Source organism: Streptomyces jumonjinensis (genome assembly GCF_009600885.1).
Lineage (GTDB): Bacteria > Actinomycetota > Actinomycetes > Streptomycetales > Streptomycetaceae > Streptomyces > Streptomyces jumonjinensis.
The window spans coordinates 1-14,337 of record NZ_VCLA01000199.1 but is presented as its reverse complement, the minus strand read 5'-3'; the positions used below and the strand labels follow the sequence as shown (position 1 = coordinate 14,337).

Annotated in this window: 20 protein-coding genes; 9 read left to right on the top strand and 11 right to left on the bottom strand. The window is 70.1% G+C overall.

The window, feature by feature from the left end; translation table 11 throughout:
• Positions 1 to 36: 36 nt before the first annotated feature.
• From FF041_RS34785 to FF041_RS34775, 3 genes are all read right to left on the bottom strand, one after another.
• Positions 37 to 288, bottom strand: coding sequence for a hypothetical protein (locus tag FF041_RS34785; protein WP_194292306.1), 252 nt, complete (start codon positions 286 to 288; stop codon positions 37 to 39).
• A gap of 93 nt (positions 289 to 381) precedes the next feature.
• Positions 382 to 549 (bottom strand): GNAT family N-acetyltransferase, encoded by a 168-nt coding sequence (locus tag FF041_RS34780; protein WP_323393641.1) that lies wholly within the window; start codon positions 547 to 549, stop codon positions 382 to 384.
• Between the two features lie 358 nt (positions 550 to 907).
• Positions 908 to 1,414 (bottom strand): hypothetical protein, encoded by a 507-nt coding sequence (locus FF041_RS34775; protein ID WP_228388853.1) that lies wholly within the window; start codon positions 1,412 to 1,414, stop codon positions 908 to 910.
• A 758-nt stretch (positions 1,415 to 2,172) separates the two neighbouring features.
• On the opposite strand from FF041_RS34775, the gene FF041_RS34770 reads away from it, so the two are divergent.
• The 4 genes from FF041_RS34770 (at position 2,173) to FF041_RS34755 (ending at position 4,598) form a co-directional block, all read left to right on the top strand.
• Positions 2,173 to 3,555, top strand: coding sequence for a replication-relaxation family protein (locus tag FF041_RS34770; protein WP_153526430.1), 1,383 nt, complete (start codon positions 2,173 to 2,175; stop codon positions 3,553 to 3,555).
• 136 nt (positions 3,556 to 3,691) lie between these two features.
• Entirely contained in the window at positions 3,692 to 4,075 is a 384-nt protein-coding gene (locus tag FF041_RS34765) for a hypothetical protein (protein ID WP_153526429.1), read from the top strand.
• 59 nt (positions 4,076 to 4,134) lie between these two features.
• On the top strand, positions 4,135 to 4,359 hold the full coding sequence (locus FF041_RS34760; RefSeq protein ID WP_153526428.1) for a hypothetical protein: 225 nt from the start codon (positions 4,135 to 4,137) through the stop codon (positions 4,357 to 4,359).
• 26 nt (positions 4,360 to 4,385) lie between these two features.
• Positions 4,386 to 4,598 carry a hypothetical protein gene (locus FF041_RS34755; protein ID WP_153526427.1) on the top strand — a complete coding sequence of 71 codons (213 nt, stop codon included), beginning with the start codon at positions 4,386 to 4,388 and terminating at the stop codon, positions 4,596 to 4,598.
• 85 nt (positions 4,599 to 4,683) lie between these two features.
• On the opposite strand, the gene FF041_RS34750 is transcribed toward FF041_RS34755, so the two are convergent.
• The 3 genes from FF041_RS34750 to FF041_RS34740 form a co-directional block, all read right to left on the bottom strand.
• Positions 4,684 to 4,902 (bottom strand): hypothetical protein, encoded by a 219-nt coding sequence (locus FF041_RS34750; protein WP_153526426.1) that lies wholly within the window; start codon positions 4,900 to 4,902, stop codon positions 4,684 to 4,686.
• Between the two features lie 444 nt (positions 4,903 to 5,346).
• Positions 5,347 to 5,490: a hypothetical protein gene (locus FF041_RS34745; RefSeq protein WP_153526425.1), complete on the bottom strand. Its 144-nt coding sequence runs from the start codon at positions 5,488 to 5,490 to the stop codon at positions 5,347 to 5,349.
• On the bottom strand, positions 5,490 to 5,708 hold the full coding sequence (locus FF041_RS34740; RefSeq protein WP_323393590.1) for a helicase associated domain-containing protein: 219 nt from the start codon (positions 5,706 to 5,708) through the stop codon (positions 5,490 to 5,492). Before FF041_RS34740 ends, FF041_RS34745 begins: the two co-directional genes overlap by 1 nt.
• 629 nt (positions 5,709 to 6,337) lie before the next feature.
• Between FF041_RS34740 and FF041_RS34735 the strand changes: the two genes are divergently transcribed.
• Complete coding sequence (locus FF041_RS34735) at positions 6,338 to 6,763, top strand: hypothetical protein (protein WP_153526424.1); 426 nt, start codon at positions 6,338 to 6,340, stop codon at positions 6,761 to 6,763.
• A 170-nt stretch (positions 6,764 to 6,933) separates the two neighbouring features.
• On the opposite strand, the gene FF041_RS34730 is transcribed toward FF041_RS34735, so the two are convergent.
• On the bottom strand, positions 6,934 to 9,441 hold the full coding sequence (locus FF041_RS34730) for a DEAD/DEAH box helicase (protein WP_323393588.1): 2,508 nt from the start codon (positions 9,439 to 9,441) through the stop codon (positions 6,934 to 6,936).
• Positions 9,438 to 10,349 (bottom strand): hypothetical protein, encoded by a 912-nt coding sequence (locus tag FF041_RS34725; RefSeq protein WP_228388852.1) that lies wholly within the window; start codon positions 10,347 to 10,349, stop codon positions 9,438 to 9,440. The genes FF041_RS34730 and FF041_RS34725 overlap by 4 nt, the downstream gene beginning before the upstream one ends.
• An 83-nt stretch (positions 10,350 to 10,432) precedes the next feature.
• Between FF041_RS34725 and FF041_RS34720 the strand changes: the two genes are divergently transcribed.
• Positions 10,433 to 10,915 (top strand): PDDEXK family nuclease, encoded by a 483-nt coding sequence (locus tag FF041_RS34720; protein WP_323393585.1) that lies wholly within the window; start codon positions 10,433 to 10,435, stop codon positions 10,913 to 10,915.
• 88 nt (positions 10,916 to 11,003) lie between these two features.
• Positions 11,004 to 11,513 carry a hypothetical protein gene (locus tag FF041_RS38430; RefSeq protein WP_194292305.1) on the top strand — a complete coding sequence of 170 codons (510 nt, stop codon included), beginning with the start codon at positions 11,004 to 11,006 and terminating at the stop codon, positions 11,511 to 11,513.
• 52 nt (positions 11,514 to 11,565) lie between these two features.
• Here FF041_RS38430 and FF041_RS34710 read toward each other — a convergent pair whose 3' ends face one another.
• Both FF041_RS34710 and FF041_RS34705 read right to left on the bottom strand, forming a co-directional pair.
• Positions 11,566 to 12,036, bottom strand: a complete 471-nt coding sequence (locus FF041_RS34710; protein ID WP_153526421.1) for a hypothetical protein — start codon at positions 12,034 to 12,036, stop codon at positions 11,566 to 11,568.
• Between the two features lie 147 nt (positions 12,037 to 12,183).
• Positions 12,184 to 12,480: a hypothetical protein gene (locus tag FF041_RS34705; RefSeq protein WP_153526420.1), complete on the bottom strand. Its 297-nt coding sequence runs from the start codon at positions 12,478 to 12,480 to the stop codon at positions 12,184 to 12,186.
• A 217-nt stretch (positions 12,481 to 12,697) separates the two neighbouring features.
• Here FF041_RS34705 and FF041_RS34700 point away from each other — a divergent pair, with 217 nt between their 5' ends.
• On the top strand, positions 12,698 to 12,985 hold the full coding sequence (locus FF041_RS34700; RefSeq protein WP_153526419.1) for a hypothetical protein: 288 nt from the start codon (positions 12,698 to 12,700) through the stop codon (positions 12,983 to 12,985).
• A complete protein-coding gene (locus FF041_RS34695) occupies positions 12,982 to 13,230 on the top strand; it encodes a hypothetical protein (RefSeq protein ID WP_153526418.1) in 249 nt (82 codons plus the stop codon). Before FF041_RS34700 ends, FF041_RS34695 begins: the two co-directional genes overlap by 4 nt.
• A 145-nt stretch (positions 13,231 to 13,375) precedes the next feature.
• Here FF041_RS34695 and FF041_RS34690 read toward each other — a convergent pair whose 3' ends face one another.
• A complete protein-coding gene (locus FF041_RS34690; RefSeq protein ID WP_153526417.1) occupies positions 13,376 to 13,657 on the bottom strand; it encodes a hypothetical protein in 282 nt (93 codons plus the stop codon).
• Between the last annotated feature and the right edge of the window lie 680 nt (positions 13,658 to 14,337).

Genomic DNA, 14,337 nt, shown 5'->3' with positions numbered 1-14,337 from the left:
GAGGGGGAGCCCCCGCTGCTCGCGGCGGTGGTGCGGCTACGCGGTGGGGCGGTGCACCTCCATCGCCTGCTTCATCCCTGCGGCCTCCAGCTGGCGCAGGACGTCGGCGACGTCGCCGCCGTCCTCGGTGAGGATGTTGTCGGTGAAGCGGACGATGGTGTCGGCGATGCCCGGCAGGCCTGCCAGGCACTCGCCGTGGCAGAGGAGTTCCAGCAGGATCCGTCCGAGCGCGGCGGCCAGGAAGGAGTGCGCGCACGGGTCCCCGTCGTGGTCGTCCGCAGCGGTCACCGGGATGATGACCCGTGCGGCGACGTTCAGTAGGTGTCTTTGAACCGTTGCTGAGGTGGCGAACCCGGTGCGGGACTGATTCGCGCCCGTTTGCTACAGCTCGCGGTAGTAGTGGATTACTGGCAGGGCTGTGAAGCCGGCCTTGTCATAGGTGCGGCGGGCGGGTTCGTGGCCCGGGTCGCCTCCGGTCCAGACCTCGATCCGGGTGCAGCCGCGTGAGCGGGCCTCGTCCATAGCGGTTCCGATCAGGGCGGTGGCGATGCCCTTCAGGTTGGCGGAGGCTCAAGGTGAAACACACCGGGTTCGGTGCGCGGCATCGTGAGGGCGATGCGGCGCATCCACCGTGCATCACCCCTGCCCGGTACCGGATGCGGGACATCGCGGTGGCGGCCACCGGGTGCACGCCTGAGTGGAATCCACTCCGTGGCGTGCACCTGGTGACGGGCCTGGGCGGTGGAGTCCACTCTCATCGTGCGCGCAGTGGACTCCACCCGAGGGCCCCCACCCGGCGATCCGCAAACCGGGTCCGAGCGCCCTGTCACGCCCGGGGGACGAATCGTCTGGTCAAGGGGTGGTCAAGGGGCAAAAGAGACAAGGGGGATGGGGGTGGTGACCGTGGTCAAGGGGCGATGCGGTCTCCGCTGGCGGAGTGTCGGCCCTGTGAGGGCTGGACGGTGGTGAGGCGCGCACGGGGGTCGGAGTGTGCGGCGAGGGCCTGACCCATGCCGACGGCCTCCAGCTGGTGCAGGATGTCGGCCACGGTTTCGTGGTCCTCGGTGAGGATCTCGGCGGCGAAGCCGATGACCGCGCGGGCAATGCCCTCCGCCGCATCCGGTCCGGTCCGTTCCCAGGTGCTCAGGGTGTTCAGGAAGACGCGTCCGAGTGCTTCGAGGGCGAAGGTGTCGGCGCACGCCGTGTCCGTGTCGGGGCCGGGGAGTGCGGTGACGGGGATGACGATCCGGGTGGCGATGTCCACGAGGAGCGCGGGCATCCGCGGCTCTGCGGCGGCAAACCCGCTGGCGGCTTCGGCATCGTCGGCCTTCACCACGTGGAGGTAGTTGAAGGCGCTGATCACGGCGTCCGGGGTGAGCGGGGCGAGCGGTTCGGTGACGGTGGTTTCGGGCACGGGGTGCTCCTGTCGTACGGCCGTCGTGCTGTTCACGGCGGCGGTTTCGGACAGCTTCTGGCGCGGGCCCTGTGGATAGCGGACGGAGATTTCTCCGTGCTTCGTAGAACGGTTTGAATCGTCTGGTCAAGGGGTGAATCAGGTTTAACCGGGCCCCCTTGACCACTTCCGGCCTCGGGCGGCCCGTCCAGCCCACGAACAACGAGGACCCCTTGACCGGGTCCGCTGTGCAGCCCGGTGCGTTGGTGTTTCCCCTGGACACGGTTCGCTCCCGGCTGCTGTTAGACCGCGGTCAAGGGGGGTGCCTGCACGCTGCCGTCTCCAGACCAACGCCCCCGGCCCCGGCCGGTGGCAGCGAAGGAGACGACGATGCTGCCAACCGACGGCCCGCGGCCAGGGCCCCAGCCATCCGGCCGGCTGTCCACCACCGGCACCGGCAAGGACCCCGGCACCAGCGAGACGGGCCGGATGGGGCTCCTTGGGGGGCCACTTCGGTGCGTCCTTGGGACCCCACTCGGGTGCCCGTCACATAGGGCCGGGGTAAAACTGCTGGTCACACACGGAATCGGCCCGGTTCTCGCGCCGTCACAACCCTCTTCTCTCCTCCTGCCTGTCCTATGTGGAGGAGAGCATCGGGTCCGGGTGGGCCGGATGCCCTCCCGGACCGGGCGTGCCGGGCAGCCGGCGAGCGGCGAGCGGTCGGCGTACGACGTGCGGTCGGTGTGCGGCCGGTCGCGAGCGATGGGGGAGCGGAGCTGATGGCGGGAAAGCGGAAGACCAACCCGGCGGGATCGTCGAACGAGTTGCGCGGCGATGTGCTGCGCGTCCTCGGCGTGCTGAAGGTGGCCACCGCTGATCAGATCCAGCGGATCGAGCGCCCGCATCTGTCCTTCCGGCACACCGGCAAGCCGACCCCGTCCGAGCAGAAAACGGCCCGGACCGCCGCCCACACCGGAGCGCTTTCGGATCTGCGCAAGCACGGCCTGGCGGAGAACGGCGGCCGGACCAAGCAGTCGGAGACCCTGCGCAACCTCACCCTCAAGGGCCTGGAAGCCGCCGCCGAGGAACTGCGCCGCCCAATGACGGAGATGGGCGGCACCGCGCGCGGCGCGGGCTCCAGCGGCGGCTCCCACCCCATGGCGGTCAACGAGACCGTGATCGCGATGCTGCGCCCGAAGCCGGATCTGACGCTCCTCGCCGGCGAGCCGGCCGAAGCGGTCGCCGCGGCCCGGGCGGTCGTCGATGCACCCCCGGGGATCGGGACCATCGGTTCGTACGGGACCGAGATACCGCTGCCCGCCACCGGGACGTGGAACGCTCCGGGGAAGGGCGGGGCGCAGGCGGACATCGTGTTGACCGCCCCGCAGCACGGGGTGCCGCTGTTGTTCATCGAGGTCGACAACTGCCACGAGACCGCCGAGGAACTCGCGGCGAAGCTGGAGAAGTACGCCCGCTTCCTCCGCCGTACGGTGAAGGACACCGACGGCCGGGAGAAGCCGATGTGGCGCACCCGCTGGACGGTTCCCGCGAGCCGGGACGGCGAGGCGCCGCACCCGCCTGTTCTGCTGGTGTTCAACCACATCGGCGCCCGGGACCCCAACCGCACGATCGTGCGTCTCGCCGAGCTCACCCGGCACCTGTGGGCGGGGGAGCGGGACCCTGACGGCGGCGATTACCACTTCTACGACGGGAAGATCCCGATCGTGGCGACCGGCCTGCGGAACCTCCGTGAGTATGGCCCGGCCGGGCCGGCCTTCCGGCGCTTCGGCCGTCCGGGGAACCAGACGCTCCTGGACGCGATCGGCAACCCCCGCCTCGACGCCGTCCTCGCCCGCGCGCGCCAGCAGCACGCGGCCCGGCAGGAGGCGTACCAGGCGCAGCTCCGGGAGGTGTTCGAGCGGCAGGCCGAGCGCGAGGTCCGCCGTCCCGCCTGCGACGGCTGTGGGGCGAAGTTCACCGACACCCGCTGGAAGACGAGTGAGGTCACCCGGGCACCGGGCCCGGCCCCGCACCCGGGCCTGTGCGAGGAGTGCGAGGCGGCGGCGGTCGAGACCGAGCGCCAAGAGCGGGAGGCCGCGCAGCCCGCCCAGGTCGCCTCAGACGCGCGGAAGACGGCGTGGCTCTCCCGCTTCCGCACCTGACCCCTGGGGTCGGCCCCACCTGGCGGCACGGGCTCGCCCGTACCGCCGGCGACGGCCAGGAGCCGCCGCCTCTCTGTGACCGGTACCGGCGCCGCCCCGGGGCGATCATTTCCACCGGCTGCGCCGTTGAACGGGCATGGGACTGAACGCGCGGGCCGCGCCCGGAGTCGAGCAACGGGCCGAGCTGGTGGTCGAGAGCGCCTGTCATCTCGCCGACGCGGTCACCCCCACGGCCTGGAGCACGGCCGCGGCGGAAGACGCCCTGGACGCGATCGACGTCCTGGCCGCCGCCCTCTCCCAGATCAGCCCGGAGACGGCACAGGCCCTCGCCGCGGTGGCGGCGGCCACCGCCGACGCACGACGCCACCTGGATCTCCCCACCGACCCCGAACCCGCCGGGGAGCCGGCCGTGCCCACGCCGCGGACCGGACAGCAGACCACCCCCGGGACCCCGCCACGACCCCGGCCGAGACGGCGCGGCCTCGGACCCGGATACCGGGGCATCGGCACGGAGCACTGAACCCGCCCGGCGCCGCGGCCGTGCTGCGCCAGGCACCGGGTGCGCGCACGCTGGAGGGCATGGACAGTGCGCCGATCACCGTGCACCGGCCGTCATCGTCGGGCGGCCGACGGGTGAGCGTGCACCGGCACGGCCGGGACGAGACCCTGGGCCTGGCGTTCTCCGACCGCGACCTGGTCGTCTTCCTGGAGGCTGCGGGCATCACCGACCCGGAACTCATCCTCGACGATCCGGCCTGGGTTCAGTGGCGCGGCACCGGTGCGCACCACTGGACCGCCGACTGACCGTCGGCCCTCGGACCCGCACCCGGGTGCGCTGCGCCCCCGGACCGCCCGGCCGGCTCCTCCTCACCTCCGACGGCGCGTACGAGCCCTACGGCGACGCCGACCGTGACCTGGCCGACTACCTCACCGGCGCGCCCCGTACGTCCGCCCGGCGGCTGGTGGAGGACGCTGTCCGGCGGGCACGAGCGGTGCCCGATCCGTACGCGGACAACGCCACCGCCCTCATCGCCCACATCTGACGGACGGCCGAAGGGGCCGGGGCGGGACGGTCCCTTGACCCGACGCCAGCGGAGCCGGGCAGGTCACCCTGCCCGGCTGTGGTGGCTACTCCCAGGGGCGCGGCAGTGCGTTCCACAGGGCTCTGAGCCAGTCGGGCGGGTTGGTGAGGAACTTGTCCACGAGTCGTGACGTGATCGACCGAGCGGCGCCTTCGGCGGCGCCCTGGGCTATCGCGCCGCTCAGGCCGGCACCGGCAGCGGGCTGCTGCGGGACGGGCGCGGGGACAGGCGGCTGAACGGGCGCGGGAACATGGTCCCGGGTCATGATGCTGCTCCCTTGAGCAGAAGGAATGAGGACGGCGGACACCTGAGTGGTGTCGTCCGCGGGGGTATGCGCCGCGCGGTCGGCGGTCCTGCCGCTCTCTGCCTCAGAGCGTCCCTGTGAGGTCGTAGCCCTGGCCCAGGGTGGCGTATTCAGCGTAGCCGTGATCGGCGCGGGTGTTGCCCCGGGTGTCTGGTGCGTGGTCATCGGTACTGCCTCCAGCGTGAGTTCGACATCGAAGGCGGGACAGTGACAGGACTCAGGTGCTTACGTCTCGTCCTGGCGCGGCACGGCTTCTTCACCCCGTAGTGCCGGAAGTCAGAACCCGGACAGCAACGGCCGGGAAGAGATCTCCGTGGCACAGCGAAGGCCCGGACCGCAGGGTCCGGGCCTTGCTCAACAGGGGATAGTGGGTCGAATGCTGGTAGCAGCGTCGACGGCTTCCGTCTACTCGTGCCCTCCGTGGCGGCGGACGACCCAGTCCGGATCCCGTACGGGCACCGGCACTCGTGTCTCGGCGGCCGGGGCGCGCATGATGCGCCAACTGTTGCGCGGCGCGGTGACGACGTGGACCAGGACGACGACGCCCATCACGCCCACCGCATCCCGATCGCGGACAACTGCTCCACCCGCCCCGGCGTCAGCGTCGCGGCCCGGCTCCGCTGATTCCCGACCCACGCCCCGAGCCGGAGCTCCTGCTCCTCCTGGTCCTCGCCGACGATCCGCTCGACGTGCTTCCTCGGCACCCGCAGGTGCTTCTCACGCTCGAAGAACTGCGGGGCAGCGGCCTGGTGTACGCAGTACGGCACAGGCGTGACAATTGGTCGTCCATACGAAAAGGAGGCGGCCGGTGACGGTTCCTTGGGTGCGACGCCCGGTAGGCCCGACTCGTCTGCAGGCGTGGATGCCTTTCCAGGGCGGCTCGAACAAACGCTGGATCCTGGAAGAACTTGGTGACCGGATTCGGCCGGAGTGGAACCGCGCTGCGAGGCACTGGGAGATTGCCCGGCCGCACCTTCGAACTCTCGTGGAGTCCATGGCCATGAAGTTCGGGGAGGTCAACGTCTACATGGAGTTTTCAACGAGGCAGCGGTGTGACATGAGGTGCAGTAACGCAGTTGGAGACGATTGTGTCTGCTCCTGCATGGGTGAGAACCATGGGGGAGCGGCCTACTGGCAGCGCTGGACACTGGTCGGTGATACGACGTTGATCGGCAGCTCAGAGGTTCTAGAACGGCAGTATCTGGTGCGGCGCTCCGATTTGGTCAAGGTTGACCGCTCCGGGTTCTTCAGCAGCGGTGGGACACCCAGGTAGTCATACTCCGGCCTCTGCAACGCGCTCCGCGTCGGTCTCCCAGTTCGGATGGCGAGACCGACGCCGACGCGGTGGATCACGCAGTAGCCTCTCCTCGTATCGAGCTCAGCTGAGGAGACAGCGATGATCCCCAACACGCAGCCATATGTAGCCATATCGCAGTACGAGAGCACGACGCCCGATGGCGTCCGACACGTGAACCACTTCGAAGACCCGGTGGTCGCCTGGGACGACGAGGGTTACCCCCTCGTCGTGAGTCAGCAAGGGCTGTGCCGAGCGTCGGACCTGCCGCATTTCTCGATGCTCAGCAAGGTCTCCCGCCCGATCGGTGCCCTGCCTGCTGACGGATGGCGAGTCGAGCACACCAACGAGGATGGCACTATCTGGTCTGAACCTCTTGTCGGCTGGCTCATCAATGCCGACGGCACGCTGTCGCCGCTGGAGTCGGACGATCAAGGACGGGTTCATGACGTCTATCTTGAGTACGACCGAGGCGCCTACCGGATCTACCACCCTGACAGCGAGCGACCACTGCCTACCGGAAAGTAGAACCCTCTCGCGCCAGCGATGCCTTCATCGGCTTGTGCCCCATCCTGCAGGTCGGAGCGAACCGCGACGATAGGCAGCCCGATCGGCCAACCAACCTGAAGAGCGACTGTGCTGGCGTCCGAGCAAATAGCCGGTCATGAGCACGACGACCGCGATGACGATGGTGCCCATCACGACCACCGCATGCCGATCGCGGATAGCTGCTCCGTCCGCTCCGGGGACAGGGTCGCGGCGCGGCTTCGCTGGTTCCCGATCCAGGCCCCCAGCTTGTGTTCCCGCTCCTCGTGGTCGTCGCCGATGATCCGTTCGACGTGCTTGCGCGGTACCCGGAGGTGGCCCTCGCGCTCGTAGAACTGCTGGGCGGCCTCGTAGTTCAGCGCCCATTTGTCGGCCTGCGTACGGCGCGGGGGCGGCTTCTCGTCCTCGGCCGCGGGCTCGATCCCGAGGACCTGCTCACACATCCACTGCTGCACAGTGGTGAGGTTGTCCCAGCCGAGCCGGACCGAGCGGACCCACCGTCCGAGGTCCTCGCCCTGGTGCACGACGTCACCCGGCTCTGTCGGCAGCTCGCCGCCGACCTCCTCCAGGTGGAGCCGGACGAGGTGGAAGGCCCGCTGCCACTCCACCGCCCAGCTCGGGCACCACGACGGGTCGATGTCCTCCAGCTGCTCGCGCCGCTCGGTCGTCAGCGCCCCGGCCGACGACTCCACGCGCAGGCCCTCGGCGCGCCGCTGTTCGATCTCGGCGGCCTTCCGGGCGGCGGCCCGCGCGTTCTTCAGCCAGATCCCCACCCGGTACCCCTGGTGCGTGGCATCCAGCGGGGCCAGGAGGTGCCCGTTCGTCCCGGCCCACCCGCGCGCGGCGGACAGGCCCTCCTCCCACGCGACGTCGAAGTGCGACCACACCATGCCCAGCTTCTCCAGCTGCCTGATGCGGTCCTCGTCCATGTCCCCGCGGGCGTAGAAGCGCCGGTTGTCGGCGATCCACTGCCCCAGGGGGAAGTTCGCGAGCGAGGCCGGCCACCCGACCCCCTCCGCCTCTTCACCCTCGGGCACGCGGTACGTGAACGGCACCTTCAGGTCGCCGTGCTCGCGCGCGAAGATGACGGCCGCCTCTACCCCGCGCCGCCAGTGCTCATGCTCCGGGTTGAGCACCCGCAGGTTGATGAACGCCGCCAGCTGCGCCGGGTCGCGCGGGGTGGAGAACTTCAGCAGATTCCGCGCCGGGGTCGACGGCCCGCCGGACCCGTTCTCCTCGCCCTGGCCCTCCTTGCCCTGCGCGGCCTTCTGGACGGGCTTGTAGGCGCTGGGAGCCTGCTGTTCGGCGAGCTGCTCCACTACCCGGGCGTCGTGTGCCCTGAGCGCCTCCAGAAGCTTCGCCAGCCCGCCGAACGCCCGGGAGGTGAGCATGTTGTCCGCGGTCTCGCCGGGACCGAGCAGCACCGGCACCACGAGGGATGCGACCTTGCCCTCGCCGGGCTGCATCCGCAGCGCGCGGCCCACGGCCTGGACGAGGTCGGGCATCGAGCCACGCACGTCGGCCCAGTAGACGGAGTCGCAGTTCTTGGTGTCGACGCCCTCGCCCAGCACCTTCACCGAGCCCAGGAAGCCCTTCTCCACGACCGTGCCGTCCATCGCGATGCCGTCGGCGAACTCCCCGAGGACCCGCCGCCTGTGGCCCGGCTTGTGCTCGCCGCACAGCCAGTCCGCCCAGATCGTGCGCGGGTACAGCTCGGAGTCGGCGGCGTGCAGCTGCGCGGCGACGTCGGGAAGGCCGGCCGCGAAGGCCTCGGCCTCCTTGACGACGTGGTGGAAGACGAGCGTGCGCCGGAACCCTTCCTCCGACGACGCCTTGAGCAGCGCGGTCTGGAGCGCGGCGAGCCGCGCCCCGCGGACCTCGTCCGAGCGGCCCTCAGCGCCCAGGAGCTGCGCGGCCTGGAGCGCGGTGTCGGTGATGTCCACGCACACCACCTGGTAGGGGGCACAGATCCCCCGGTCGATCGCCTCCGAGAGGGTCAGGGTGAACGCCCTGCTGCCGAAGGGCCCGTCGGGGTCGTCTTCCATGCTCGCGACCAGCTCGCCGGGTGCGCCGGCCTCGTCCTCGTTCCCGAGCTGCCACAGGCGGGGCGTGGCGGTCATGTAGAGGCGGCGCAGGGACGGGATCTTCTGGTTGTCGTGGACGACCGCCCACGGCTTCCCGATCCGGCCCGAAACGCGGTGGGCCTCGTCCACGACGATCAGGTCCCAGGCCGCGAGGCCGCCGGCGTGTGCCCGCTCCAGCGTCCCCAGACCGAGGCTGGCGTACGTGGCGTACACGGTCACCTTGTCCAGGCCCCGCGTCCACTCCACCAGCTCGCCCACGTCCGTGGTGTTGGGGAAGGGCACCTCCTCACCCCGCAGCGAGGACACCCCGATCATCGACCCCCGGCGGCCCCCCTCGCGCCACGCGGCCTCGGTCTGGATGAGCAGATCCAGCGAGGGGACGAGCACCAGCACCCGGCCCGCACGGAGCTTCTCCGCGCTGCGGGCCGCGACCCGGGTCTTCCCCGACCCGGTCGCCATGATCACCTGCGTCCGCAGGCCCTGCTCCGGGATCATGGCAGACGACGGCCTGAGGGTGAGTGCGCGCGTGATCGCATCTACGGCCTGGCGCTGGTGCGGGTACAGGTGCCCGGTCACGCTCGGCCTCCGCGGTTCGTGCCCGCACGGCTGGGATCAGGCGGGGCAGCGGCAGCCGCCCTGCGGCGTCGGCGGTGTTCGCGCTGGGCCTGGGCGCGCGCGCATTCGCGGGTGCAGTACTTGGTGCCGGTGGTGCGGTTCTGCCCGTACTCGGCGCGACCGCGCTGGCGTACGTAGGCGCGGCGGCAGGTCTCGTTGGCGCACTCGCGGATCGTGGCCTTCTCGGCGAGGTGGTTGTAGAGCTGGAGGAAGGCCACCGACAGCACTGACGGTCGGCGCTCGGTCAGCGTATTGAGGCCGACGCTGAAGGGTGCGAGGCCGCTGCCGAGGGCTCCGCGAAGCTGGGCCAGGCGCAGCCACAGCAGGATGCTGCGCAGGTCGTCGAGGTCCCGAGGGTACGACTGGTCGTGGTCGCTGTTCGCTTCCTGCTCTTGGGCCAAGCGCTCTTCGGTGACGTCCATCTCGACGAGGTCGTCGAGACCGCCGGGCCGGCGCAGGCTCAGCCATGTGGCGATCGCTTCCTGGGCCTCGCTGACGTGGAACTGCACGAGGTCGCCATGAATCGACCACGGCCCGAACCTGGGGTGCTCGCGGTCCTCGAGGTCGCGCAGCCGCTGGAGTTCTTCCTCGTCCCAGCTGCCGGAATCGATGTCGCCGAGGTGCCCGTACCGGCTCATCCAGCCCGCCACGGTCACCAGGTCGCGGGGATCTGCCTCCATGAGCTCGCGCATATAGAAGTCCTCAGGCAGGCAGGCAGTCTCCTGTTCGAAGTCCATCGGGTTGCCGATGTCCCACACGATCCAGTCCCCATCGGCCCGCGCACCGGCGAGTGGGGTGAGTTCCGGCAGCGGGACCGGTGTCCCCGGCCAAAGCGTGGGACGAAAACGTGGGTCAGCGTATGCCGTCATGTGAGGCATCCTATCCACGAGCGCAATACGAAGAGGCAACTTTTCGTATGACGCTACCCGAACTCGGCCAAGGAGGAACCGACGTGACGCAGTGGCACCACCGCAAGTCCATCGGCGAAGCGCACGAACGAAGGCTCGCCGACGCCCTCCTGGCACGCGGCTGGACCGTCCACCCCGTCGGCCAGGGCACCTACCCACCCGCAGTACAGGACGCGCTGAGCCGCAGCCGCTCCGCACTCCGCCAGTTCCCGGACCTGATCGCCGCCCGCGGCGCCGAACTCGTCACCATAGATGCCAAGACCCGCCTCCCCTCCACCCACACCGACCGCTACGCCATCAGCGCCGCCACCCTCAACGCCGGCCTGCAGTTCACCGCCACCCACGCCCCCACCCCGCTCTACTACGTCTTCGGCGATATGAAGGTCCTCACCCCCGCGGAAGTCCTCCACTACACCGCCCACGCCTTGCGCCACCGAAGCGGCGCTTTCCACCTCGTCCGGACACACACGGCTCACACCTTCGACGAGGTGTTCGGCCGTGTCCTCCCGCCCGATGCAGCCGCATGAACCAACCACAGCACGAGCGCCCGTGCGGTCGAGCCAGCGCCCACACCCCCCGCCGCCGCGCCCCTCGGTGGGCCCTGACGGTGGGGCGGTGGTGCACCTGACCACCGTCGATGTGGCCGACGCGGACATTACGCTGCTCGCCGTGTTCGCCGACGCACTCGACCGCGCGGCCTGCCCGAGCCCCGGCCCGGAGTTTGGGACGCTGGCGGAGGCGCTGGGCGAGCTCGGTCAGGACCCCGACTGCCCGTGGCCAGTGGGAGACGGGGCCACCGTCGCCTGCTGGGTGCGGCAGGCGTTGTCGCTGGTCCTGCACTCGCCCTTCGAGGGCGCGCGCGGCGCCGCCGACCACGAGATGCTGTCCGCGGTGCTGCGGCGCGCCGGGGACGGGGACCACGTCACCCTGGACCAGGACGAGGCGGAGGCGCTCGGGCGCGTGATGCTGAGCATGGTGCGCGCGGCGTCCGGCGACCCGCCGCGGTGGCGTAGATCCGGCCTGGGCGGAGGGGCACGGCGACGACGAGCACGACAGAACCGCCGCCGTGCCCTTCGGACACCAGCTCTACGGTGGATCGGGTACACGTACCTCTATGGCGCGTGAACGGATCCGGTGGCCGGCCGTGGTGCACAGGGCCCGGGGGATCGGCGCACTGTCAGGTGATGGTGTAGGGGCGGGGGTGGCCCATCCGTTCGTAGTCCGCGGTCTGTGTGTCGGCGTGTTTCAGGGCGTGGGTGCGGCCGTGTGCTTCCAGCAGGATGACCGCGGTGCAGATGGCGACGGTGTGGATCTGGTCCAGGAGTGTGAGCTCTTCTACCGCGTGGGCGAGTCCGGTCTTCCCGGCGGTGACCCGGCGTACGGCTGCTGTCGTCGCGAGCTCGGTCTCCACGGGTGCCAGGGCCGCGGCCGTGTCGATCTCGCGCACGGTCATCGGCGGCTCGCCGAGGTCGTCGAAGAGATCGTCGTGGGTGAGGACCAGCCAGGCGAGCACGCGCTCCAGCTGGCCGGTGTCCAGGTCTGCGAGGCAGTCCGCGATCCGGGTGCGGTCCTGGGCGAGGTAGGCCCGCGTCAGGTCGGCCGCCCGCCACATCGCATCGACCATCCACGGGTCGTCTCCTATTGTCATACCGCCCCTTGTAGCGGACGTGACCCCGCGGCGGCGGACTTCCCCGCCTGATTCACCACTACGGGGCGGCGCCCACACGCAGACCCCCGCACAGCGACGGGCCTCACGGAGTCTTCCGCGCGGCCCGTCGACGTGTGCCCCAGAGGTTCACCGGCTGAGGCGGGTGCGTGGTCCCCATGCGTATTCGAGGTCGTCGAGCAGGACGTTGTCCAGCGCTTTGTTCCACTGGCTGCGGAGGCGGAAGGGGGCGGTCTCCATCCGTTCGCAGATGATCAGGCTTTCGGGCTGGCCGACGAGTGTGTAGCGGCCGTGGGAGGCGGGTGTGCTGCCCGGCCCGTACGCGCGCAGCATCTCCTGAAGGCGCGCGCGGTGCCGTTCGGCGAACGTTTCCAGGTGCCGCGGGTAGCCGTCTCGCTCGTCCTCGCGTACGGCGCCGAGGGCCACCGCCAGGATCTTGTCCGATGCCGCGGGGGCGAGGGAATCGCCCGGGCCGGCCGATGCACATGGGCACCGCTGCGCCGCCGGAGCGGTCTGTCCTCGAACACGGCGACGCGTGCGTCACTGCCGGGGGTGATCGTGGTTGCCGGTGCTGCGGTTCGCGGGCGTCGGAGCGGAGGGAATGGAGAGACTGGTTATCCGTGTACGAGCGAGGGAGCCGGAGTTGGCGAAGACGTGGACCACGACGTTGAGCGATGGTCGGCAGGTGGAGTTGCCGGGGACGATCCGTGCGATCCGCGAGGCCCTCGACGCCGAATCGGCCGCCGCGTTCATGGAGGAGGCCGAGAACGCCGGCGCGGACGAGCTGCCCGGCATCCTCGCCCGGTGGGCACTGCGGACCCCACAGGCGGAGGACCCGGGGGAGGAGGAACAGATGGCCCGGATCCGCGCCGGGGACATGGCCGGCCTCATCTACGCCGACCAGGCCGACACCTACCGGAGCGCCGGATGACCATGCGGATCGCCTACACCCCCGCCGCCGATGCCGAACTCCGCGGCCTGACGCCGGAGCGGCGCAAGGAGTTCGACCGGGACATGGCGGTGCTCGCCCGCGCCCCGTACGGCTGCGGCTCCAGCCCAGTCCGGGGTGAGCGCGACCGACGCGACGCCACGGTCGCGAACATCGCCTTCATCACCTACCTCGTCAGCGAAGCCGTCCTCACCGTCACCGTCGTCAAAGCCGTACGCCTCCCCTGAACAGCCACAGAGAACCGACTCCGCCGCCAGGTCCACGGCGCTGACCATGACCACCCGGGCCCGCGGCCGGACCAGGATTTCGTGAGGAAGCGCAGCAAGACCGCCCCCAACCCGGATCGGGCAGCGGGCGGGCTTGTTGAGGCGCTCAGGCGTCGGGGCCTTCCCGGAAGTAGTCGGGGGCGAGGTGCCGGAGGCGGTCATCTTCCTCTGCGACCGGTTCAAGGAATATGTGCAAGCCGTCATCGAAGACGCCGTGGTGGTCGTAGCTGAACCAGGAGTCCACCACCCTGTAGCGGTCGCCGTGGAGGAGCACCCCCGTTCCGACGGGAAGGTTCAGCAGGCCGTGCTCCTGTATGGACAGAACGGCTGAGTTGTTCGCTTCGTGAAAGTACGTCGGCCACTGGTAGACGCCGGGAGAATCGGCCATCTGGTCCCTCCCCATGATCGTGGGACGCTCGGTGCGCCCCTACGGGTAGATCATGCCTCGGGTTAAGCCCTCACCGATTGCCCGGGTGGAACGCGCATGTCCTCCCACCTCCCACCGACTGCGCATGACACACGATGCGCTCTCCATCTGCTCACACATGATCAGGCTTTGAGGCTCGCCGACCACGGTGCTGAACTACTTGATGGCCTTGGTCATCGATGAGACGCAGCACCGGCCACTGGCTCAGCACACTCATGCTCTCCTCCAGCACCTCCAGGACAGCTACGCAGCGAGGGCCATAGCGCACTGATCCGGAGCGCTGACAGCACCAGGCCGCGGGCGGTGCCGTGGCCGGGGCTTTGTGTGTTCTTCGTCTGCTCTGCTGGTTCTGTGGGCGGTGTCAGGCCCCCACTCCTGTAGCTAGCCGGGCCCGCGTCAGAGGGCCTTAATGGCCCTGGGGGCGTAGCCCGGGGGGCTGTTGGGCGGGGGGCTGTTGGGCGGGGGAGCGGAGCGGACCCGCCGGGAGTGCTCTGCACTCCCTCAATTCCCGTACTGGAGGCCCCACAAGCCGCATGATGAACCCGAACGCCATAGGCGCACTGCTGTCGGCTGCTCAGTCTCCTGGAGCGCAGCGGAAGGATCCGGTAACGCTCGGAGGGGGGTTTGTTGGTGTGCTGGGT

Coding starts and splice junctions, on each gene's coding strand:
- FF041_RS34745 (WP_153526425.1), bottom strand. CDS start 5,490: ATGGGCGTCGTCGTCCTGGTCCACGTCGTCACCGCGCCGCGCAACAGT.
- FF041_RS34690 (WP_153526417.1), bottom strand. CDS start 13,657: ATGGCCGATTCTCCCGGCGTCTACCAGTGGCCGACGTACTTTCACGAA.
- FF041_RS34695 (WP_153526418.1), top strand. CDS start 12,982: ATGACCATGCGGATCGCCTACACCCCCGCCGCCGATGCCGAACTCCGC.
- FF041_RS34725 (WP_228388852.1), bottom strand. CDS start 10,349: ATGACGGCATACGCTGACCCACGTTTTCGTCCCACGCTTTGGCCGGGG.
- FF041_RS34760 (WP_153526428.1), top strand. CDS start 4,135: ATGGACAGTGCGCCGATCACCGTGCACCGGCCGTCATCGTCGGGCGGC.
- FF041_RS34750 (WP_153526426.1), bottom strand. CDS start 4,902: ATGACCCGGGACCATGTTCCCGCGCCCGTTCAGCCGCCTGTCCCCGCG.
- FF041_RS34770 (WP_153526430.1), top strand. CDS start 2,173: ATGGCGGGAAAGCGGAAGACCAACCCGGCGGGATCGTCGAACGAGTTG.
- FF041_RS34710 (WP_153526421.1), bottom strand. CDS start 12,036: ATGACAATAGGAGACGACCCGTGGATGGTCGATGCGATGTGGCGGGCG.
- FF041_RS34735 (WP_153526424.1), top strand. CDS start 6,338: ATGATCCCCAACACGCAGCCATATGTAGCCATATCGCAGTACGAGAGC.
- FF041_RS34765 (WP_153526429.1), top strand. CDS start 3,692: ATGGGACTGAACGCGCGGGCCGCGCCCGGAGTCGAGCAACGGGCCGAG.